Annotated in this window: 20 protein-coding genes; 11 read left to right on the top strand and 9 right to left on the bottom strand. The window is 53.9% G+C overall.

Annotated elements, in window-relative coordinates; all coding sequences use genetic code 11:
• Positions 1-119 precede the first annotated feature (119 nt).
• A complete protein-coding gene (locus tag QKW35_RS06190; protein ID WP_282351516.1) occupies positions 120-1,094 on the top strand; it encodes a GlxA family transcriptional regulator in 975 nt (324 codons plus the stop codon).
• A gap of 741 nt (positions 1,095-1,835) precedes the next feature.
• Here QKW35_RS06190 and caiE read toward each other — a convergent pair.
• From caiE to QKW35_RS06175, 3 genes are read right to left on the bottom strand one after another with little or no spacing between them, the layout of a single operon-like run.
• Complete coding sequence (gene caiE, locus QKW35_RS06185) at positions 1,836-2,426, bottom strand: carnitine operon protein CaiE (protein WP_282351514.1); 591 nt, start codon at positions 2,424-2,426, stop codon at positions 1,836-1,838.
• A gap of 14 nt (positions 2,427-2,440) precedes the next feature.
• Positions 2,441-3,226, bottom strand: coding sequence for an SDR family oxidoreductase (locus QKW35_RS06180; protein ID WP_282351512.1), 786 nt, complete (start codon positions 3,224-3,226; stop codon positions 2,441-2,443).
• Positions 3,227-3,235: 9 nt separating this feature from the next.
• The gene (locus tag QKW35_RS06175; protein ID WP_282351510.1) at positions 3,236-4,021 is read right to left on the bottom strand and encodes an enoyl-CoA hydratase-related protein; all 786 of its coding nucleotides are present in this window, start codon (positions 4,019-4,021) and stop codon (positions 3,236-3,238) included.
• Positions 4,022-4,310: 289 nt separating this feature from the next.
• Between QKW35_RS06175 and QKW35_RS06170 the strand changes: the two genes are divergently transcribed.
• The 8 genes from QKW35_RS06170 to yegD all read left to right on the top strand — a co-directional run bounded on the left by QKW35_RS06170 (position 4,311) and on the right by yegD (position 14,431).
• Complete coding sequence (locus QKW35_RS06170) at positions 4,311-5,477, top strand: acyl-CoA dehydrogenase family protein (RefSeq protein WP_282351507.1); 1,167 nt, start codon at positions 4,311-4,313, stop codon at positions 5,475-5,477.
• Positions 5,478-5,549: 72 nt separating this feature from the next.
• A complete protein-coding gene (locus QKW35_RS06165) occupies positions 5,550-7,643 on the top strand; it encodes an acetate--CoA ligase family protein (protein WP_282351505.1) in 2,094 nt (697 codons plus the stop codon).
• A 139-nt stretch (positions 7,644-7,782) separates the two neighbouring features.
• A complete protein-coding gene (locus tag QKW35_RS06160; protein WP_282351503.1) occupies positions 7,783-9,444 on the top strand; it encodes a BCCT family transporter in 1,662 nt (553 codons plus the stop codon).
• A gap of 193 nt (positions 9,445-9,637) precedes the next feature.
• Positions 9,638-10,486 (top strand): 3-hydroxybutyryl-CoA dehydrogenase, encoded by an 849-nt coding sequence (locus QKW35_RS06155; RefSeq protein ID WP_282351501.1) that lies wholly within the window; start codon positions 9,638-9,640, stop codon positions 10,484-10,486.
• 9 nt (positions 10,487-10,495) lie between these two features.
• Positions 10,496-11,308 (top strand): enoyl-CoA hydratase-related protein, encoded by an 813-nt coding sequence (locus QKW35_RS06150; protein WP_282351498.1) that lies wholly within the window; start codon positions 10,496-10,498, stop codon positions 11,306-11,308.
• 178 nt (positions 11,309-11,486) lie between these two features.
• Positions 11,487-12,197 carry a helix-turn-helix domain-containing protein gene (locus tag QKW35_RS06145; RefSeq protein WP_282351496.1) on the top strand — a complete coding sequence of 237 codons (711 nt, stop codon included), beginning with the start codon at positions 11,487-11,489 and terminating at the stop codon, positions 12,195-12,197.
• Between the two features lie 124 nt (positions 12,198-12,321).
• A complete protein-coding gene (locus tag QKW35_RS06140) occupies positions 12,322-12,954 on the top strand; it encodes a LysE family translocator (protein ID WP_282351494.1) in 633 nt (210 codons plus the stop codon).
• Positions 12,955-13,051: 97 nt separating this feature from the next.
• A complete protein-coding gene (gene yegD, locus QKW35_RS06135) occupies positions 13,052-14,431 on the top strand; it encodes a molecular chaperone (protein WP_282351492.1) in 1,380 nt (459 codons plus the stop codon).
• A 22-nt stretch (positions 14,432-14,453) separates the two neighbouring features.
• Here the strand turns inward: yegD and QKW35_RS06130 are convergent, their stop codons facing one another.
• Both QKW35_RS06130 and QKW35_RS06125 read right to left on the bottom strand, forming a co-directional pair.
• Positions 14,454-15,008: a cysteine dioxygenase family protein gene (locus tag QKW35_RS06130; RefSeq protein WP_282351490.1), complete on the bottom strand. Its 555-nt coding sequence runs from the start codon at positions 15,006-15,008 to the stop codon at positions 14,454-14,456.
• Positions 15,009-15,489: 481 nt separating this feature from the next.
• The gene (locus QKW35_RS06125; RefSeq protein ID WP_282351489.1) at positions 15,490-16,113 is read right to left on the bottom strand and encodes a class I SAM-dependent methyltransferase; all 624 of its coding nucleotides are present in this window, start codon (positions 16,111-16,113) and stop codon (positions 15,490-15,492) included.
• 100 nt (positions 16,114-16,213) lie between these two features.
• Here QKW35_RS06125 and QKW35_RS06120 point away from each other — a divergent pair, with 100 nt between their 5' ends.
• Complete coding sequence (locus QKW35_RS06120; RefSeq protein ID WP_282351488.1) at positions 16,214-17,098, top strand: LysR family transcriptional regulator; 885 nt, start codon at positions 16,214-16,216, stop codon at positions 17,096-17,098.
• A gap of 98 nt (positions 17,099-17,196) precedes the next feature.
• On the top strand, positions 17,197-17,994 hold the full coding sequence (murI, locus tag QKW35_RS06115; protein ID WP_282351487.1) for a glutamate racemase: 798 nt from the start codon (positions 17,197-17,199) through the stop codon (positions 17,992-17,994).
• A gap of 133 nt (positions 17,995-18,127) precedes the next feature.
• On the opposite strand, the gene QKW35_RS06110 is transcribed toward murI, so the two are convergent.
• From QKW35_RS06110 to QKW35_RS06095, 4 genes are all read right to left on the bottom strand, one after another.
• Positions 18,128-18,838, bottom strand: coding sequence for a hypothetical protein (locus QKW35_RS06110; RefSeq protein WP_282351484.1), 711 nt, complete (start codon positions 18,836-18,838; stop codon positions 18,128-18,130).
• A 94-nt stretch (positions 18,839-18,932) separates the two neighbouring features.
• A complete protein-coding gene (locus QKW35_RS06105; RefSeq protein ID WP_282351481.1) occupies positions 18,933-19,082 on the bottom strand; it encodes a hypothetical protein in 150 nt (49 codons plus the stop codon).
• 663 nt (positions 19,083-19,745) lie between these two features.
• The gene (locus QKW35_RS06100; protein WP_282351479.1) at positions 19,746-19,982 is read right to left on the bottom strand and encodes a hypothetical protein; all 237 of its coding nucleotides are present in this window, start codon (positions 19,980-19,982) and stop codon (positions 19,746-19,748) included.
• Positions 19,983-20,115: 133 nt separating this feature from the next.
• Positions 20,116-20,454: a RidA family protein gene (locus QKW35_RS06095; protein ID WP_282351873.1), complete on the bottom strand. Its 339-nt coding sequence runs from the start codon at positions 20,452-20,454 to the stop codon at positions 20,116-20,118.
• Positions 20,455-20,468 lie beyond the last annotated feature (14 nt).

Here is a 20,468-nt window from a genome sequence, read left to right as displayed (position 1 = left end):
AGCCCTTTTTGCCTTCGCAGTAAGCGTCAGGACTCAGCGTAAAACTCCTTATCAATGAGTTATTGAACGCTCAGTCCACCACAACTACGATTAGCCTAAAACAATAAGAAAAAGCAGCTATGATCCTGAAACCCGACAGTGACGGTGTATTCACCGTTTCGTTTTTGTTGATTCCTGAATACGCAATGGTCGCGCTCCTTTCTGCAATCGAACCCATGCGTGTTGCTAACCGTATGGCCGGACGTAAGGTATTCCGTTGGCAGTTGCTCTCCGAGGACGGTCAAACCGTTCAAGCCAGCAACGACCTTGCCCTTGTCCAGACGACCAACATTCGTGACGTTGAAGCCCCGACCAACCTCTTTGTGTGTTCCAGCTTTAATCCTGAAAACCACCTGCGTCAAGAGACCATCAGTTGGTTGAAAAAGCTCTATCGCGGTGGAACCCATATCGGCGCCATGGATACGGGCTGCTATCTTCTGGCTGCAGCAGGCATTCTGAAGAACTGCCGTATCACCCTGCATTGGGAAGCGTTGCCCGCTTTCCATGAAGACCATCCCGATGTGGAAGTCACCAACGAACTGTATGAGATCGACCGTCACCTGATCACCTGTGCCGGTGGTACCTCGGCCATCGATATGATGTTGCATATCATCCAGACCGAGTTAGGCGACAAACTGGCGTTGGACGTGTGTGAGCAGTTCATTAAGACAGGTATCCGTCAGAAATCGGACAAACAGAGGATCGACCTGGCGGCACGCCTGAATATCCATCACCCCCGCCTGCTAAAGGTGTTGGCGATGATGGAACAAAATATGGATGACCCGCTGTCGACATCACAGCTGGCGGAAAAATCGCATATTTCGGTGCGCCAGTTACAGCGTCTGTTCCAATCTCATATGGGAAAATCGCCTTCTTGTTATTATCTGGAGATGCGATTGAACCGGGCTAAGCAGTTGCTTAAGGAGTCCCATCTGAGTGTGTCGGAGATCGGGATTGCCTGTGGGTTTAGTTCGGCGCCGCACTTTACCAGCAGTTATCGGAACCATTTTCATATGAGTCCAAGTGAGGATCGGGTGAGGTCTAAGCATCATTGAGCTACCTTCTCGCCCAAATTGGGCGAGATAAGGGGAGTCACTGAACTCCCCTTATCAATGCCTGCGCGGCCCGCCCGTCAGCCCTACAGTTTGGTTGGCTTCGCCAACTTCCCTGTGCGTTTCGCTTTCCCGGGAGGCTGCGACAAGCGAAGCTTGAACAGCTTTAGCTGGCCCGAAGGGTTTTAATAAACTCGGCCTTTGGCCTCAAACAGTCCTCGCCTTAAATCCCGGAAAAGCTGCAATGCTCGGCTGCACTGAAGGGAGATAGGTCCGTGCCATCTCAAAGATTAGAGCATGCGAACTTTCTGTACTCTCCGCGCTACTGTAGGGCAGCGTTCACGCTGCCGGTAGGCTGATCACCTTCGATGACGACGAGCCTACCCTACATCGGATATTCTGGTTTCGATGTTACCGGTTAGCACTGACTTCTCCCCCCTCTACGAAGCCGTAGCATTCCACAAATAAAACGATTAAAAGCAAATTCTGCCTGAGGCCAAAGGCCGAGTTTATTTGCTTCGTTTTATTTGTGAAACGCGCAGGGAACCGGGCCTTTCCCGGCAAGTAGTGGGGCCGCGGGGGATTGGTAAGGGGTGCGCGGCTGCCCCCCTTACCTCACCCATATATGGGCGACATAAATAGATAATGTTTCATCTCTGGAACAAAAAAGCCCGCCAGTTATTCAAAAGCGGCGGGCAAACAGGGATGGGTAATCAATGTCTTTATTTCAACCAATCCAGATAATTACATCTTCGGCTGTACGTCCGTAACACCTCTCAATCGCGGGCGATTCGCCTCTACCTGCATCAACGGCTGTACCTCATTCATACTTGCCGCGGATCTTTGCGCCAACGCCTGATACTCTTGGGTGTTCAGCCCTTTCCAGTACAGATCTTCGTCCGTAACCTCGCGTCTCATCTTCGCAGGTGACCCCGCCAACAATTGACGCGGTTCGCCCTGAAAACCGGCTTTAACAAAACTCATCGCCGCAACGATGCTCTCTTCACCGATCACCGCACCGTCCATGACCACGGCGTTCATACCCACCAGCGCGTTTCGCTTGATTACGCATCCGTGCAGAATAGCGCCGTGACCGATATGACCGTCGCGCTCGACCACCGTATCCATGTCACAGTAACCGTGCATGATGCAACCATCCTGCAGGTTTGATCCCTCCTCCAGAATCAGACGCCCATAGTCACCCCGCATGGAAGCAAGCGGCCCCACGTATACACCCGGACCGACAACCACATCACCGATCAATACCGCCGTTGGATGCACGTAGGCAGTTGGATCAACCACCGGCACCAAACCTTCAAATTCATAACAAGGCATATTTAATCTCCCAATTAGCGTTGAGGGGACGCACCGGTCAGGTGTTCGCCGCCATCCTGCTGCAGGCAGATACCGGTGATAAAACTCGCGGCAGGCGATGCCAGGAACGCAACACTCTGAGCAACCTCCTCCGCTTCCCCCATCCGCTTGATCAGCAACTGCTCAACACCCTGCTGCAGATTGTCAGCGTCGTAATTCTCCAGCCCCTCTGTCGCGATGGTACCGGGTGCAATGGCATTCACGCGGATGCCCAGATCTGCCCACTCCCACGCCAGGGTTTTGGTCAGGTTTACCACCCCGGCGCGTGATGCTGCCGCATGCGCCATACCCGGAATCCCCTGCTCCAGGCACAACACGATATTCACGATCGATGCATCCTTTACCTCAGACGCCTGACAATGGCGTGCGAAGGCCTGACTCATCTGGAAGGTGCCTTGCAGGTTGAGGTCTACCACTGCGCGGAATCCATTGGGTGAAATATCCAGCGCAGGAGACGTAAACTGGCCACCCGCATTGTTCACCAGTACATCTACATGCATGCCATCGGCCAACAGCTGGGCAAACAAGGTATCCACTGAATCGGCATCGCGAATGTTTACCGCGCGGGTGAACACCTCAATCGATTCGCTGTACAACAAACTGGCGGCGGCATCCAAACGGCTCTCGTCACGCGCTGCGATTACGACACGTGCGCCCAATTGGCCCAAGCAACGTGCGATTGCTAATCCGATACCGCTGCCACCGCCGGTAACCAGTGCGGTTTTGCCTCGAAACAGATCAGACTTAAAAACTTGGTTCATGTTGTCACCTCACTTTCCGGTCCATAGGGGCTCACGCCCTTCAGCGAAGGCATTGCCACCTTCCCGCGCATCTTCAGACGTCAGCATCTGGCCATAGTTGGGCAACGTGCCACTGCGCTGCACTTGGAACGCCTGATCGATAGGATGACTCTCTCCTACCTTCACCAGCTCTTTAATGGCACGTTGGGCCAGCGGAGCACTGCGGGTAATGGACGCAGCCAACTCAAGTGCGGTTGGTAGCAACTGATCCGGTGGAACCACGCGATTTACCAACCCGTAGTGCGCGGCACTCTTGGCATCCAGACGCTTGCCGGTCAACATCATCTCCATAGCGATTGCCCGAGGCAGACGCGCAGGTAGGCGGAACACACCACCGGAATCCGGCGCAATACCGATCTGGGCTTCAGGCAGGAAGAATTGGGCATGATCGGCGGCAACGATCATGTCGCAGGACAGGGCCAGCTCGAACCCACCCCCGACCGCCATACCGTTCACAGCAGCGATAACCGGTTTAGTCAGAGAGAAGAATTCGGTCAGTCCGGCAAAACCACCGGGACCGTGGTCAGCATCTACCGCTTCCCCTTCCTGTGCGGCATTCAGATCCCAGCCTGCGGAGAAGAAGCGTTCGCCACCACCGGTCAGAATCGCGACCTGCAAACTCGGATCAGCTTCGAAGTCGGCAAAGGCCTGGTACAGGGCAAGGCTGGTGGTGCTGTCGATTGCATTCGCTTTGGGGCGATCCAGCGTAATAAGAAGCACGGATTCATGCCGCTCGATATGTAGCAGAGCACTCATGTTGGCTACCTCTTTTATTGTCGTTATTGGTATGCCCACAAAGGTAAACCGCGGCTTATTTTTTCCCCTTATACAGAGACGACATAAACCTTCAGATTCCAGCCATCCTGTTTTCAACCCGCGAACCGCCAGGGATAAAAGCCATCATGATGGCCGAATCCTGGAGGTAAATGTCGCCTCAATGAAACTGAAAGTCCCATCGCTCACTTAACGTAGAAAAGACCATCAACGGCCATCGCATCGATTGCCACACCATCATCAACACAAAAAGAAATATGGAGAATGAGTGATGGATTTCAGCCTTTCTAAAGAACATCAGGCGCTGCAGGCAAAAGCTAAAGAATTTACCGAGCAGGTGCTGTACCCACACGAAATGGAGTGTGAAGAAAACGACGGCATCAGCAAAGAGACCCATAACCAGATCATCCAACAGGTACTGGACTGGGAGTTCAACGCCCCCAACCACAGCAAAGAAGATGGCGGTCAGGGTTTCTCAATTTTCGAGCAGACCATTCTGAACGAACAGCTGGGCGGCGCGACCGGTGCGATCTGGGATGCACTGTGGTACCCATCCTACCCAATGCGTTTTGCATCGCCTCAGCAGAAAGAGGAGTACCTGATCCCTACGTGTCAGGGTAAACGCCGTGACGCCTATGCGATCACTGAAGCGGATGCGGGCTCCGACCCCTCCCAGTGCACGACCCGCGCGGATAAAGTCGACGGTGGTTGGCGCATTAACGGCGAGAAATGGTTCGTGACCATCGGTGACATCGCCGACTATATCCTGGTACACGCGCATGTTGACGGTGATGTAAACAAACCAACCGTATTCTTTGTCGACAAAGACCTGCCAGGAGTTGAACTGAAGCGTACCCCGCTGTACACCCACCACTTTGCATTCAAACACCCTGAGTACATCTTCAACGATGTGTTCGTGGGCGATGACAAAGTCCTGGGCGAAGTTGGCCAGGGTTACGACATGACCAAAGACTGGTTCGTAGAAGCCCGCCTGGGTATCGCCGCTCGCTGTGTAGGCGCTGCAATCCGTGCAGCGAACGAAGCAAACGAATACGCAGCGAATCGTGTTCAGTTCGGCCAGTCCATTCGCGACTTTCAGGCGGTTGAGTTCATGCTGGCGGATATGGCGGTTGAGATCATGGCCGCCAAATCCATGCTGTACCGCCTGAGCTGGGATATCGATCAAAACAACGATCGTAAGATGAACCACGCCCGTGCTGCAGCACTGAAACTGCACTGCTCCGAAATGGTTTGCCGAGTATGTGACAAAGCCGTTCAGGTGATGGGTGGCCGTGGTTACATGCGTGAGCAACCGGTTGAGCGCTTGTGGCGTGATACCCGTGTAGACCGCATCTGGGAAGGCACCTCCGAGATCCAGCGTGTGATCATCGGCGGCCAGATCAAGAAACGTGGTATGGAAATCTACACCGGCTGGTAAGTCGGCTGATGATTCCTAACGACGGGTGTGGCACTCACCACACCCAGTCCCGAGTTTGATCAGGTATTACATATGTCCAAACAAGATAACCTGCGCCGTTTGATGTCACCGCGTCACATCGTGCTGATCGGTGGCTCCAACCTTGAGTTGCCAATTCAGAACACGAAAAAGATCGGCTTCGACGGTGAAATCTGGGTGGTAAACCCAAAATACGACGAGATCGCGGGTATTAAATGTTACCCAACGATCGCGGACCTGCCGGATGCGCCAGATGCTGCCTTCGTTTCCGTCAACGCTGAACTCACCGTAGACGCGGTAGCTCAACTGCGCGAAAAAGGCTGTGGCGGCGCCGTGTGCTACGCAGCGGGCTTTGCTGAAGTGGGTGGCCGCGGCAGCGAACTCCAGGATGCCTTGGTTGAAGTCGCTGGCGATATGGCCCTGGTGGGTCCGAACTGCTATGGCGTACTCAACTTCACCAACGGTGTGGCCCTGTGGCCGGATCGCCTGTCAGGTGAGAAGACCGAACGTGGTGTTGCGATCATCAGCCAGAGCGGCAACGTGGCGCTCAACCTCACCATGCACGACCGCTCTCTTCCGATCACTCATGTGATCAGCGTGGGTAACCAAGCCGTAATGGGTGTAGGTGACTACATCGAACCGCTGCTGGAACAGGACAATGTCAGTGCGATCGGTTTCTACATCGAGGGCCTCAAGGATATTGAATCCTTCAGTCGCGCAGCGCTGAAAGCCGTCGAAAAAGGCGTACCGCTGGTTGTACTAAAAGCAGGCACTTCCGACATCGGCACCCAGCTCACCATGAGTCACACCAGCTCCTTAGCGGGTTCCGATGACATGTACCAGGCGATGTTCGACCGCCTTGGCATTTTGCGCGTACACTCCTTGGGTGAATTGCTGGAAACCCTGAAAATTGCAGCGCTGTGTGAACTGCCTGCCGGCGATCGTATAGGCGTACTAACCTGTTCCGGCGGTGACAGTGCGATGCTGGCCGACAGCCTGGACCACTACAACCTACAGCTGCCACAGCTCACCGAACATCAGAAAGAGAAACTTGGCGCGCTGCTGCCGGACTTCGCCAGCCTTTCCAATCCATTGGACTACAACACCTCCATCTGGGGTAACGAAGAAGCATGCACCGAGGTTTTCGGCACCCTGATGGAAGGTGACTGTGATGCAACCATTCTGGCACTCGACTTCCCTAAAGAAGGTCTGGGCGATGACCACGAATGGCAGGTAGCAGTAAATGCGATGATTGCGGCACACGCCCAGCATCATAAAACCGCCGCCGTGATCTGCAACCTTAGCGAACTGATGCCGGAAAACGCCCGTCACCGCCTGGTGAAGGCAGGAATTGCTCCTTTACAGGGCCTCAAGGACGGCGTTACGGCTCTCGCGCGATTCGTGAAGTACGGCCTGCGTCGCCAGCAGATTCTTGCGCTGGATAATTCCAGCCAGTTGCTGCTGCGCCAAGGTACTGAAGCCGAAGGCGAAAGCCGCATGCTGGACGAGTGGGATTCCAAGCAGCTGGTAGGCAGCTACGGTCTTCCGCTGCCTGGCGGTCAGGTCGTAGAGCTGGCCGATGTCGCTGCAGTTGCTGATCAGATCGGTTACCCGGTGGTGATGAAAGGTGTGAGCGACCAACTGGCCCACAAAACTGAAGCGGGCGCGGTGGTGCTCAACCTTAAGGATGCGGATGCCGTTTCTACGGCGGCGCATGCCATGTCCGAAAGCCTAAAAACACAAGGCCTAGATAACGTTCGTTTCCTGATCGAACCGATGATCTCCGACTTCGTCGGCGAGATGATCATCGGCCTGAAGCGGGACGAACAGTTTGGCCTCGCCCTGATCGTGGGCACCGGTGGCATTCTGGTCAACCTTTTGAATGACAGCGCCACCCTCCTGTTACCAACGTCGCGCGAGGCCGTTTCTGAAGCCGTGGGTTCCCTACAAGGCACCAAGCTGCTGCAGGGCTACCGCGGCAAAGAAATGGGAGATCTCGATGCGGTCGTGGATGCGGTGATGGCGGTTGCCGAATTCGCAACAGAACACTGGGAGCACGTCACCGAGTTGGATATCAACCCGCTGATGGTGCGACCACAGGGTAAAGGAGCAGTCGCCGTAGACGCACTGGTGCATATGCGCAGCTAATACCCAACCCCGGGGTGCAGGCCGACAGTCTTTTCAGGCCTGATCCCCAACTCATTGTCCGAACAGGAAGTGCCTGCGGGTCGATCCCGAAACGACCCGCGGGCGCTCTAAAACAACAATAAAACCTAGGTACCACGCTATGAGTGTAGAAAACAATAACAACAAGATGGCGATCGACCCGGCCATTCTCTGGCCTGCAGTAGCCGTTATCCTGGCAACAAGCCTGCCACTGGCGATCAACCCTGACGCAGGTAAAGCCGCAGTAAGCGGCTTGCTGAGCTGGTTTACCGGCAACTTCGGATGGCTCTATCTGCTGTCCGGTATCGGAAGCTTTTTCTTTATGGTCTGGCTGGCGTTTGGCCCGGTTGGCCGTATCAAACTGGGTGCACCTGAAGACACCCCGGAATTCAAAAAAATCCCATGGATCGCCATGCTGTTCTGCGCAGGTATCGGCATCTCGATCTGTAACTGGGCGTTTGTCGAACCGCTCTACTTCCTCTCCGGTCCACCGCTGGGTGTGGAACCAAATACATCAGCGGCTGCTGAATGGGCAGCAATGTACCCGATGTTCCACTGGGGTGTAGTACCTTGGGCCCTGTACCTGATGCCTGCGCTGCCAATTGGTTACGCCCTGTACGTACGTAAAGTGCACGTGCTGCGTCTGAGTGAAGCCTGCCGTGGCATCCTGGGTGATCTGGTTGATGGCCCTGTCGGTAAAGTGATCGACATTGTGGTGATCTTCTCCATCGTCGGTGGTGTCGGCACCTCCCTGGGCCTGTCCGTACCGCTGGTCTCCGAACTGTTCCAGGTTATGTTTGGCCTTGAAGACTCCTTCTTTCTGCAGTTGGTGATCCTGGCCGCATGGACCGCCATGATCGCATGGAGTGTATACAACGGTCTGAACAAGGGTATCCAGACCCTGTCCAACATCAACGCGGTTCTGGCGTTTGTACTGCTGGTGTTTGTGCTGTTCGCCGGTTCTACCGTGTTCCTGCTGAACCTGTGGTCCAACAGCTTCGGTCTGTTCTTGGATAACTTCTTCCGCATCAACTTCTGGACCGACCCGATTGATAAGGGCGGTTTCCCAGAAGGTTGGACTGTCTTCTACTGGGCTTGGTGGATCGCGTATGCACCTATGATGGGCCTGTTCGTTGCGCGTATCTCCCGCGGCCGTACCATCAAGGAGCTGATCATCAACGGGGTAACCTGGGGTTCCGTAGGTTGCTGGGCGTTCTTTGCAATCTGGGGTGGTTATGCCATCGACCTGGACGTCAGTGGTACCGTCAACCTGCAGGCTGTACTGAGCGAAGGTGGTATCCCGGCAACGGTGGTTGCTGTACTGCAAACACTGCCAATGGCCGATCTGGTGCTGCCAACGTTCACCCTGCTTTGTTTCGTGTTCCTGGCAACCACTGTAGACAGTTCTGCCTACATGCTGGCGTCCATCTGTACCAAAGAGATCACCGGTTATCAGGAACCAGCGCGCTGGAACCGTATCCTGTGGACCCTGCTGCTGGCGCTTGTGGGTGTGGGCTTGCTGTCTGTTGGCGGTCTGAAAGCGGTACAGACATCAACCATTCTGGTAGCCCTGCCGATGATCCCCGTCCTGGCCATTATGGCTGCTTCCATGCTGCGCTGGGCTCGCGAGGACTTTGGTAACGATCTGGCAGCACGTGCTATCGCCCGTTGTCCAAAGAGTGGCCGCAATGTCGTGGTAGCACACATTGATGAAGAGACTGTACACACCGCATCTGAGCCAACATTGGATGCTGTGCAGGCGCAGCCACAGGCGACATCCTAGCCATACAGTAAGTAACGTATCCCATACGTTTAAAAGCATTCCCTATGCCTTTGGGTGTGTGACGTGACACTGTCACACACCCTGTCCTTTTGGGGCTTCTTGATACGCAAGCCCCCTTTTTCGAACAGCGCTGGCACGTCTTTTCGGCGACCGGCTAAGTCAACACACTAAATTCAACGCAGGTAGTAGTACCATGACAATCTCAACCATCGGCGTAATCGGTGCCGGTCAGATGGGGCTGGGCATCGCACAGTCTTTCGCAACAGCTGGCCTGAAAGTGATCCTCAACGACATCAACGAAGCTGCACTTGAACGTGGATTGGATACCATCCTGAATAGCCTGGAGCGACTGAACAGCAAAGGTAAGCTGCAGGAGTCGTCCGATGCGATCATCAGCCGCATCACCACTGCCACTGAACTGACCGCCATGGCCGATGCACAACTGGTGGTCGAAGCCGTAATCGAAGACGAAGTATTAAAACAACAGATTCTGAGTGAACTGGACTGGATCTGCCCTCCGAATACGATTCTGGCGAGCAACACCTCCTCTATCTCTATCACCCGTCTGGCAACCGTAACTAAACGGCCAGACCGGGTTATCGGCATGCACTTTATGAACCCTGTGCCAATGATGAAGCTGGTTGAGGTGATCACCTGTCTGCACACCAGCACCGAAACCTATAACAGCGTGATCGAGATGGTGAACGCGCTGGAGAAAGTGCCCGTGAGCGCCAAGGATCGTCCGGGCTTTGTCGTTAACCGCATCCTGATCCCAATGATCAATGAAGCGGTCTTCACCCTGGACGAAGGCGTTGCCAGCGCATCCGAAATCGATAGCGCCATGCAACTGGGTGCCGCCCACCCGATGGGGCCACTGGCGCTGGCCGACCTGATCGGTCTTGATACCTGCCTCAGCATCATGCAGGTGCTGTACGAAGGCTACAACGATAGTAAATACCGCCCGTGTCCACTCCTCAAAGAGATGGTCGACAGCGGACTGCTGGGCCGTAAATCCGGTCGTGGCTTCTTCGATTACAGCTAAGGTGAGATCATGAATATGCCTGAACAGATCCCAGCAATCGAAGCCAGCTTCGAAACCTTGTTACTTAACGAAATCCAGTGTGGCATCTACCTGCTGACCATCAACCGTCCCAAGGTACTTAACGCTCTAAATACGACAGTGCTTTCGGAATTAGCCCAAGCGGTTGAGCAGGTTGATAACGACAGCAACGCCCGAGTTCTCCTTATCACCGGTGCAGGCGATAAGTCCTTTGTGGCCGGTGCTGATATCACCGAGATGAATACTCTTACCCCGCTGGAAGGTAAAGCCTTTGCCGAGCGTGGCATGGCGGCGTTCCGTCGTCTGGAACAGATGAAGATCCCCGTGATCGCACTGGTCAACGGTTATGCCTTGGGTGGCGGCTGCGAGCTGGCGATGAGCTGTGACTTTGTCCTCGCCTCCGACAACGCCCGCTTTGGGCAACCGGAAGTTAGCCTCGGTATAACACCGGGTTTTGGTGGCAGTCAGCGCCTGACTCGACTGCTGGGCCGCGCCATGGCGATGGAGCTGCTAGTAAGTGGCCGTGCCATGAACGCAGAAGAGGCGCTGCAACGTGGTCTTGCGAATCATGTGTATCCGCAATCGGACCTGTTAAGTGAAGGGGTTGCCCTTGCCAGCCGTATCAGCCAGAACAGCCCCACTGCCATCCAGATGACCAAGCAGCTGGTGCAGCGTGGTCAGGATCTGGATCTGGAAAACGGCTGTGTAATGGAAAGTGATCTGTTTGGTTTGAGCTTTGCCACACCGGATCGTGCCGAAGGTATGCAGGCATTTATCGATAACCGCAAACCCTCCTTCGTCTAACAACCCTGTCTCTCGCCGCCGGGTTTTAGGGAAGAACCCGGCAATTTTGCTCTGCAACCGGCTTTTCACCCATTCCCATCAGCTTCCCAAACAAGCCGACCGGCTTTTCACCAAAATACATAATCCCAAAATTGAGCTACCATTCACCCTGAGATCAACCTAATTCTTTGGACAGAAAATGGCAGCTAAGCTCTCTATTCGTTCCTACAGTTTTGATAGCGATAGACACTCCCACGATCACTACCAGTTAACCTTCCCGCTGCTGGGCACGACCAACATCGATACCGGTCGCCACCACGAACGTGCGGCACCGGGTCAGTGTGTGATTGTGCTCAAGGGTGATGAGCATGAGTTTGCCCCATCCAAAGGATCTCAGTTTCTGGTGGCGGATATGGATGAACTGCCCGACAGTATGAAGAACCTCACGGAATCCTTCATCTTTGTCTCCCAGCCGGTGCTCTCATTCTGCTATTTCGTACAGAAACAGCTCGAAAACCAGATCAGCCCTACACTTGAAGCAAGTATGGGCGAGTGGTTTGTGCAACTGTTAAATGAGCAAGAGTTTGTCACAAAGATTGATCCGCGCATTTCCAAGGTGATCGAATACCTTGAACGGGACCTGAGTTTGTCGCCCCCCCTGAGTGAACTGGCGGATGTTGCCTGCCTCAGTCTGAGCCAGTTTAAAGCGCTGTTTAAAAAGGAAACAGGGACCACACCGGGTCAGCATCTGTTGCGCCTACGCATGGAAAAAGCCCGTGCTCTGCTGGTACACACTGACTACCCGATCAGCGTGATCGCATCCAATGTGGGTTATCAGGATATTTCCTCGTTCAGCCACCGTTTCTCCAGTTACTTCGGTATGCCACCGAGCAGCTTGCGTAAGCACTAGGCCATTCGGCTTTCAAAAGCTCAACTTCAGCTTTTTGCTGAACACAATCGGCTTTTTGCCAAATTATTTATAAAAGTCTTCATATACACTGCATCGCAAGTTCAACGTGAATAATGAGTTTGCGATGTTAGATTCAACACTGATCGTTTTTATTGTTACCTCCCTGGTGCTGATTGCATCACCAGGTCAGGATATGGTGCTGGTGATCTCCCGTTCTATCGGGATCAATACCCGTGCTGGCATTGTTACCGCAGCCGGTGTAGCCACCGGTCTACTGGGTCACACCCTATTGGTGGCGATGGGCTTAGGTGCCCTGCTGCAAACCTCCGAGCTGGCCTTCAGCATCATGAAATATGTAGGTGCGGCCTACCTTCTGTACATCGGCTACAAAACACTGAAGGCGCCACCGATTGAAATTGACGAAGGTGCGGGTGCACAAGGTACGTTGAAAAGCTGCTTTATTGCCGGAGCACTTTCCAACGTGACCAACCCAAAAATCGCGATATTCTTCTTTGCTTATCTGCCGCAGTTTGTATCGGCAGACAACGCAAACCCAACCATGGCACTGCTGGCACTGGGTTCTACCTTTGCGATGCTCTCCTTCCTGGTTAAAACACCGGTAGGTTACGTGGCGGGCCGGTTGTCTGGCTGGTTTAAAGCCAACAAAAATGCACAACGTTGGTTGAACCGTGTCTGCGGTGGTGCTCTTGCGCTGCTGGCTGTGCGTCTGGCAACGGCAGCAACACCCGGTCAGTAACACCATTTGTGTGTCAAAGTACTCCTGAAAGTACTCCTATTAGGGCGCGTATGTGTTAACGTACGCGCCCTTTTTTTATGCACTGCGGAAACACCCCATGATTGCCGGATTCGACTACGGAAGCTCTAACTGCGCCATCGGCGTTCCTCACTCCAAATCCGGTACAACCGGTGGCATTGAGTTGCTACCGATGTATGGCGATCAGCGTTTCCTGCCCTCTACCCTTTACGCCCTTTCGCGCGAGCTAATCTGTGAAGCAGTGGCGAAACAGATCGAAAATCCGGTGCTGCGCGAACAGTACATGAAGGAACGCGACAACCAGCTGCGCATGGCAGCTAATGCCCGCCGCGAGCATGATATTGCGCCGGGCGAGCCGACGGTCTTTGTCGGTGAAGAAGCGATTGAGAACTACATCGATCTGCCCGAAGAGGGTTACTTCATTAAGTCGCCTAAATCCTTCCTGGGTGTGAGCGGCTTGCGCGCAGAACATATCGCCTTCTTCGAAGATATCGTCAGCGCAATGATGTTTGAGATTAAGAAAGCCGCTGAGCGCAATCTGGGCGGCAAGCTGCGCCATACTGTGATCGGACGCCCGGTCAACTTCCAGGGCCTTGGTGGTGAAGACGCTAATAAACAGGCCTGTGCGATTTTAAACCGTGCCGCTGAACGTGCTGGCTTCGAGTCTGTCGAGTTGCTGTACGAACCGCTGGCGGCAGGTATCAACTTCGAATCTGATCTGACCGAAAACAAAACCGTCCTCGTGGTGGACGTGGGTGGTGGTACCACCGACTGCTCCGTGGTGCGCATGGGGCCGGAGCACCGCGCCAAGGCCGATCGCAGCGACGACTTCCTCGGCCACAGCGGTTCACGTGTAGGCGGTAACGATCTGGATATCAATCTGGCCTACCGAGGCCTGATGCCGGTATTTGGGATGGGGGGTACGTTGAGAAGCGGCCGCCCCCTGCCAAGTCAGCCGTACTGGAACGCGGTGTCTGTGAACGATATTCCCGCTCAGACCGAGTTTAACTCCATGCAGAACATCGAACTGATGGAACAACTTAAGCGTGACGCAGAGGAACCGCACAAACTCGCGCGCCTGCTGCAACTGCAGGAGATGAAGCAGAACTATCAGCTGGTGCGCAGTGCCGAGCAGGCGAAGATTAAACTGTCTGATCAGTCGGAGCACACTGTCGATCTGAACTACATCGACCAGGCGCTCACTCAGGCGATCGGCAAGGAGACCTATGAACTGGCCGTTGATCGCCCTGTTGCGAAGATTGTGGACCTGATGACCGAAGCACTGAACCAGGCACAGTGCACGCCGGACCTGATCTACGTGACCGGCGGAACCGCAAAATCACCGGTGGTACGCAAAGCAATTGCCGAGAAGCTAGGCGATATTCCGGTGGTGGACGGCGATCACTTTGGCAGCGTGACCGCCGGTCTGACCCAATGGGCCGAAAAGCTGTACCGCTAGCCTTTCGTCAGTAGATAGGGCGTTAGGCGCGGTTGGTGTAACCGGAGATGAAGTCGGCAGGTGTTCCGGTTTCCGGATTAAAGGTATGGCGCTGTACTTTGCCGATATCGGCGCCATATACATGAATACTGATCGATACTTTATCTTCGTGGGCGTTAGATACCTTGTGTACGTCACCCACAGTCGGCGATACCAGATCCACCTCACCCGGATTTAGCAGATGCTGGCCTAGGTGGCGAATACCGTCATCACTTACGGCGTATTCATCACAGGTTTCAGCCCCGCGCAGAATACCCACCATACCCCAAACGGTGTGATCATGTACCGGGGTCGTCTGGCCCGGTCCCCACACAAAGCTCGCTACAGAGAACCGATCCTGCGGATCACAGTGCAGCAGAAACTGCTGATAGGTGCTTTCGGATGGCTGCGCAAACTCCTCCGGTAGCCAGTCGTCGTTACTGACCAGATCCACCATCAACGCTTTGCCGTCGGAGAAGACCTGCTCTTCGCTGGCCCCCTGCTCGATCAGTTGGGTAAAGGACTCGATAAAGTGATCAAACCTGGAGGTGCTCTCCATCTCAAAACTCCCTTCGTTGATGCGTTTAGCGTTGTTATTATTTGGCACCCACTATGGGGGAGACGGACCAAGAATAACACTCGCTATAAGTATGATCCGCCCACATATTGTAGGGTTGCCTTCAGGCTACCGGCAGCGTGAACGCTGCCCTACAACGTCGTGCTCGGAGCGGGGTGCTACAGTGTATGGCCCGCTATAGTTGAAACTACCGACGAATCTGCGTCACCTGAAAGCGCGGTTTAAATCCGAAACGTTCTTAAAACGACACAGCCTCTTCATTTCCTTCCGCAATATAAACGAATCCGCCAAGTGGTGCCCAGCATGTCAGGCGTCGCTTCGCGATGACTGACCTACGGAAACGAATCTACGTTCTGTGGCCGAAATATCCTTCACTCGCCACAAAACGTAGCTAACGACTGGCCGCTGTATTTGTTATTAACCCGCTTGGTCGATTCAGGCTGATGCTCCAACCCAACGCCGGTCACCGAGGCTTACGCGCCACAATGAACACAGCTTTGTTTTTTCCCGGCCGCCAGTCGTATTCAATCGTAAAGCCCGCGGCGGTCAGGCTCTCCTTCAGGTCCGGCTCCGAGAATACTGCAACGTTGGGTAGAAAAGGTAACCAGCGGAACAATGGAGCGATGTATTTAAACCAGCTGGAAAAATCGCCGATACAAGCGGTGCTGGTGACAAATACACCACCCGGCTTCAGCAATCTAAACACACGGCGGATCTCTTCGTCCTTATCATCCAGCAAATGCAGGATGCTCATACCTAACACCACATCCCAACGTTCATCACCACTGTGCAACTCAGAAAGGCCGCACTGCTTGAAGCGGATGTTTTCAACGCCAGCGGCTCTCGCCTTACCCTGTGCTATCTCCAACATCTTTGCCGAGATATCGATAGCCATCACCTCCTTAACTGCCGGGGCATGGGTGATTGCGGTCGTTCCGGTGCCGCAGCCAAACTCCAACACACTGCTTTCCGGTGTCAGGAATTCACGGGTTACCGCCAGTTTCTTCTGATACGACCACTCGTCCGCGACCGGCTGTTTTGAGTAACGCTGGGCGATTCGGTCCCAGAATTTGGATTGGCTAGCCATCTGGCCTCCAGAGCATTGAACATCTATCCCATCGCTATACTATACATGCGTATATTTACTGAATATTCCCAATAAAAGCATTTCAGATAAACGTATTAGTATGGATTGGCGCGCAATAAATTTCGACTGGAATCGGGCTCGAGCTTTCCTTGTCACCGCTGAAGAGGGCTCGCTCTCAGCGGCTGCTCGTGCGCTGAACACCACCCAGCCCACACTTGGCCGACAAGTCGCCGCCCTGGAAGCGGAACTTGGTGTAGTGCTGTTTGAGCGCCACGGTCGAGGACTCAGCCTCACACCCACCGGCCTCAAATTGGTTGAATACGTTAAAGCCATGAGCGAGGCCGCTAACCAGCTCTCCCTTGCGGCATCGGGCCAATCCGAATCGATTGAAGGTAACGTGGTGATCTCCGCAGCTGAATCGATGGCGGCGTTTGGCTTGCCCGCCATACTGAAGTCCCTGCGTACAACTCACCCTGGCATCACTCTGGAAGTGATCGCCACCAACCAGACCAGCGATCTGAAACGCCGTGAAGCAGACATCGCCATTCGTGGTTTTCGTCCGCTGCAACCGGATCTGATTTCCAAACGGATTAGCGATGTGGAGGTGGGCTTTTACGCCACACCGGATTATCTCCAATCACTGACACACCCCATCCACTTCGGCACAGCCACCTTTCTTGGCTTCGATCAGTCAGACGAGATGATCAATATGCTCAATGCCAGGGGCCTGGCTGTCACTCGCGCCAACTTCCCGGTGGTGTGTGAACATCATCTGGTCCAGTGGGAGATGGTGAAAAACGGCTTTGGTATCGGTGTTATGCCGATAGAGGTAGGAGATAACGAGCCCAACGTTGTAAAAGTCCTGCAGGAGATAGAGCCCTTTATCGCCGAGCGCTGGTTGGTAGCCCACCGTGAACTGCGCAGCAGCCGAAGGATTCGTGTCGTGTTCGATCACTTGGCAGACGCTTTGCGAGCCCCCGATTGATCGGCTTCACCAACCTCTTTCATCCAGATCTAGCACGCACCCAATTATTAGACTAAAGTAGATAGCTCTATATCTTCTTGCACTTACGGATACGCTCAATGGACTGTCGGACACGGATTTCTCAACCCATCGCAGTAATTGACTCAGGCGTTGGCGGCCTCTCGGTTGCCCGCCAGATACGTGCCCATCTCCCAGCAGAAGACCTCCTCTATATCGCCGATTCAGCCAATGCGCCCTACGGCAGCAAAAGTGTCGATTTTATCACCGGCCGTTTGCTGAAAATTTCTGCGTTAGCGATTGAGCATGGTGCCAAAGCGATCGTTGTCGCCTGCAACAGCGCCACTGTTTCAGCAATCGCCACCTTGCGTGAAGAGATCGACGTTCCCGTGATAGGGGTAGAGCCGGGTATAAAACCCGCCATTGAGCTGAGCGAATCCGGTATCGTGGGTGTAATCGCCACCGAGCGCACCGTGCAAAGCCCAAATTTGCGCGCCCTGATCCGACGGGTACAAGGCAATAGTCAAGTAATACTGCAGGCCTGCCCTGGCCTGGTTGAGCAGATCGAACAAAACCAACTTCACACACCAGAAACCCTCGAGCTGCTCCACCGCTATATCGATCCCATGGTTGCCCATGGCGCAGATACCCTGGTTCTAGGGTGCACCCACTATCCCTTTCTGAAGCCGCTGATTGAAGAGAAATGGCCCGATCTTGTCCTGATCGACACCAGCGTTGCAGTGACCCGCCAGTTGATTACACGCCTTGAAAACGAAGCGTTTCAGGAACCAGCGGAACGTATAGGAAAAGACCTGTTCTGGAGCAGCACACCCCACTGCCAACCGATGATTGAAGCGATTTGGGAAACCCCGGTTATCCTTCACAACATTTCGCCCTGACACCCCTGGCGAACCGCATATAGATTGGCTCACAATCGCCGCACTTTCACCCGATACGGGAGATTTGAAACACGTTCACACCTCCCCCGTATCACATCTCACCGATAACCAGTTAGATCTGCGTCCTGTCCCACTAAACAAGCGCTTTACTGTCTGCGGTAATCGTTAATGCGCCTTGATCAGAAAACAAAAGTGCAATATCTGGGTAACGGCGGTTATCGCCAAACAGATAGCTGTACTTGTCTATGATCGCATCAATTTCAGCTTGGCTCTTGGCCTGCTCGTATTCGTCATGGAATGGCTGTGTCGCCTGCATACCGGCCACGTGAGACGCCAACGCATTAGCGGTACTCAGCTCCCGCGCCATTGCCGGATCACTGGCGAGTGCTGCTTTTAGTTTATCGCTGTAGGGATAATCGTCCGGCAATACGACGTTACCGGAACCATCGTAGGTAATTTTATCGGGCGCTTCGGGAATGCCATTCGCCGCAAGAAAGTCAGGAAAAACCTTCGAGATATGCGCCTGAAGTGTCGCTACATTCCTGGCCGTCGGCATCAACAGACCATCAAACGACAGCACTGCGGCATTGTTTTGCTTGGGCGTAAAGTAGGTTTCCAGGTCTATATTTGTTGCGCCGCCTCCCGTATCCATCTGATACACAGCTTCTGATGCGGCATAAGCTCGTGCCTGATCTGAAACCGCAACTGAGCGGTCAGCCTGTGCCGCCTGATTGCCGCCAATTGCCACCTCGCCACTGCCGCTCCCTACCCCGGTCGTACGCGCGTGCATGGTGCCATGTACCGGATTTACAGCGCTGTAGGCCTGTGTCTGCTGAATCGACATCCCTATCTCCTTATTAACATTTGACTAAGAGTTACCAGAGCAAATATCGGGCCAGCGTAGCGTTTGCTTCAACATCTCAAAACAGTTGGTTAACTTATCCGCGGGTTTTGACCACCCGTTTTTCCATAAACGGCGCCGGTACAACCGGCGTAAAGAACACCACCGCATACATGATTGACTGCACCGTGTACCATCCTTCCACTTCCATCGTGGTGGAGAACCGATGCCAACGATAGCGCGCCACGAAAACCACGCCACATCATTGCCTGTTAGTAGTTGCCGTCGCAGGATTCGCCCCTCGGCAACACGCTAAACAATAAGAGTATGGCAAAGAGCCCGGCTCTCTATAGGCAAGCAGTATTGTGAACCGCCGAATAGGCTGCGGGTCTAATTTAAGACAGTACACAACTGATGCCCTTGCACGTGCTGTTATAGGGTGCAGATTGCACTACTCACTTTCACCTTCTAACAAGGAGGGGGCATTATGAAAGCTTCGGGTTCCCTTTCCGTCATAACCATTGCGCTGGTCGTCGCGCTGGCAACAGCCATATCTCCTTCCACATTTGCGCGCGGCTACGCTCCCTACTACAACGCCTCTTCAAACTGTGATCACCCCGGATTCCGATCCAGCGTCCACTGTGCAGATAATGCACGGGTTGAGGCTTCTGAAAACCTAGATCGGGTACGCAAGTTGCACCGCATGCGCGGTCGAGGTCATTGAGAACTGAGGCAATTCGATGGCTGAGATAGTATGCAGTCTTCTAATCGGTCAGCTGAGGGCACTGTAAATACAGTGCCCTTAGTTATTTCATGCCATCTCTGTCGCTGACATAGCAGCAGTCTATGTCAGGCCCTGCACTATTCCATCTTGAAAACAGCGAAATGGCTAGCAGTACGAGCCTTGTGTTTATTCAGGCTTAGGCTTAGCGATAAAGCCCAGATAGAAGGTCACCACAAAGATCAGACTTTCCCACACCACCGCAAACCAAAACTTAAGAGGGCTACCCGATGCGCTCACCACATGGGTATGGCCGATGTTGTTGTAGCTGTATGCACCATCCAACATCGAGATCAACGCTGCACCAAATCCGATGGCAAAGACTCGGCACACAAAGCGCATTTTTTTATCGAGCTGAATCATCATGCTTACAGGAGTTCGAAACCTAAGAGAGGTGCAGTGTAGCTGACAACACACGCTTCGTGAAAAGTGAGGAAAGAACACAACGAAACGACAACGCAGAACGCCTCCTGTCAAAGAGGCGTTCATCAGCGATCAGTTACAGAAACTTCTCGCCCGCTGCAGCGGTAAACGCCATCTCGACCAGATAGCCTGGGTTTGCCAGCTCTGCTTTTACGCAAGCGCGGCTTGGCGCACAGTCTTCGGGGAAGTACGCATCCCACACCTCATTCAACCCTTCCATGTTGGCAAAGTCGGTCAGGTAGATGGTCACAGACAGGATACGGGAGTTATCGCTGTCAACCGTTGCCAGAGACGCTTCCGCCTGCTCAAAGATCTGCTGGACCTGACCTTTGATATTGTAAACCTCCCCTAAAATAGCGGCATCCACATTTAGAGTTCTCCGGCGTACACTACGCCAATACGGAGAGCTAACAATGAAGAAATCACGCT

Origin of the sequence: Pontibacterium granulatum, from assembly GCF_029961155.1 — a bacterium.
GTDB lineage: Bacteria > Pseudomonadota > Gammaproteobacteria > Pseudomonadales > Balneatricaceae > Pontibacterium > Pontibacterium granulatum.
The sequence above is the reverse complement of the archived record's forward strand: the minus strand, read 5'-3'. Positions and strand labels throughout refer to the sequence as shown.

What these genes read in the sequence shown, in the direction of transcription:
- QKW35_RS06110 (WP_282351484.1), bottom strand. Translation starts at nt 18,838, where the DNA reads ATGTCGATTCAGCAGACACAGGCCTACAGCGCTGTAAATCCGGTACAT.
- QKW35_RS06120 (WP_282351488.1), top strand. Translation starts at nt 16,214, where the DNA reads ATGGATTGGCGCGCAATAAATTTCGACTGGAATCGGGCTCGAGCTTTC.
- QKW35_RS06180 (WP_282351512.1), bottom strand. Translation starts at nt 3,226, where the DNA reads ATGAACCAAGTTTTTAAGTCTGATCTGTTTCGAGGCAAAACCGCACTG.
- QKW35_RS06165 (WP_282351505.1), top strand. Translation starts at nt 5,550, where the DNA reads ATGTCCAAACAAGATAACCTGCGCCGTTTGATGTCACCGCGTCACATC.
- QKW35_RS06130 (WP_282351490.1), bottom strand. Translation starts at nt 15,008, where the DNA reads ATGGAGAGCACCTCCAGGTTTGATCACTTTATCGAGTCCTTTACCCAA.
- QKW35_RS06145 (WP_282351496.1), top strand. Translation starts at nt 11,487, where the DNA reads ATGGCAGCTAAGCTCTCTATTCGTTCCTACAGTTTTGATAGCGATAGA.
- QKW35_RS06190 (WP_282351516.1), top strand. Translation starts at nt 120, where the DNA reads ATGATCCTGAAACCCGACAGTGACGGTGTATTCACCGTTTCGTTTTTG.
- murI (WP_282351487.1), top strand. Translation starts at nt 17,197, where the DNA reads ATGGACTGTCGGACACGGATTTCTCAACCCATCGCAGTAATTGACTCA.
- QKW35_RS06155 (WP_282351501.1), top strand. Translation starts at nt 9,638, where the DNA reads ATGACAATCTCAACCATCGGCGTAATCGGTGCCGGTCAGATGGGGCTG.
- QKW35_RS06170 (WP_282351507.1), top strand. Translation starts at nt 4,311, where the DNA reads ATGGATTTCAGCCTTTCTAAAGAACATCAGGCGCTGCAGGCAAAAGCT.
- QKW35_RS06150 (WP_282351498.1), top strand. Translation starts at nt 10,496, where the DNA reads ATGAATATGCCTGAACAGATCCCAGCAATCGAAGCCAGCTTCGAAACC.
- QKW35_RS06140 (WP_282351494.1), top strand. Translation starts at nt 12,322, where the DNA reads ATGTTAGATTCAACACTGATCGTTTTTATTGTTACCTCCCTGGTGCTG.
- QKW35_RS06175 (WP_282351510.1), bottom strand. Translation starts at nt 4,021, where the DNA reads ATGAGTGCTCTGCTACATATCGAGCGGCATGAATCCGTGCTTCTTATT.
- QKW35_RS06125 (WP_282351489.1), bottom strand. Translation starts at nt 16,113, where the DNA reads ATGGCTAGCCAATCCAAATTCTGGGACCGAATCGCCCAGCGTTACTCA.
- caiE (WP_282351514.1), bottom strand. Translation starts at nt 2,426, where the DNA reads ATGCCTTGTTATGAATTTGAAGGTTTGGTGCCGGTGGTTGATCCAACT.
- QKW35_RS06160 (WP_282351503.1), top strand. Translation starts at nt 7,783, where the DNA reads ATGAGTGTAGAAAACAATAACAACAAGATGGCGATCGACCCGGCCATT.
- yegD (WP_282351492.1), top strand. Translation starts at nt 13,052, where the DNA reads ATGATTGCCGGATTCGACTACGGAAGCTCTAACTGCGCCATCGGCGTT.
- QKW35_RS06100 (WP_282351479.1), bottom strand. Translation starts at nt 19,982, where the DNA reads ATGATGATTCAGCTCGATAAAAAAATGCGCTTTGTGTGCCGAGTCTTT.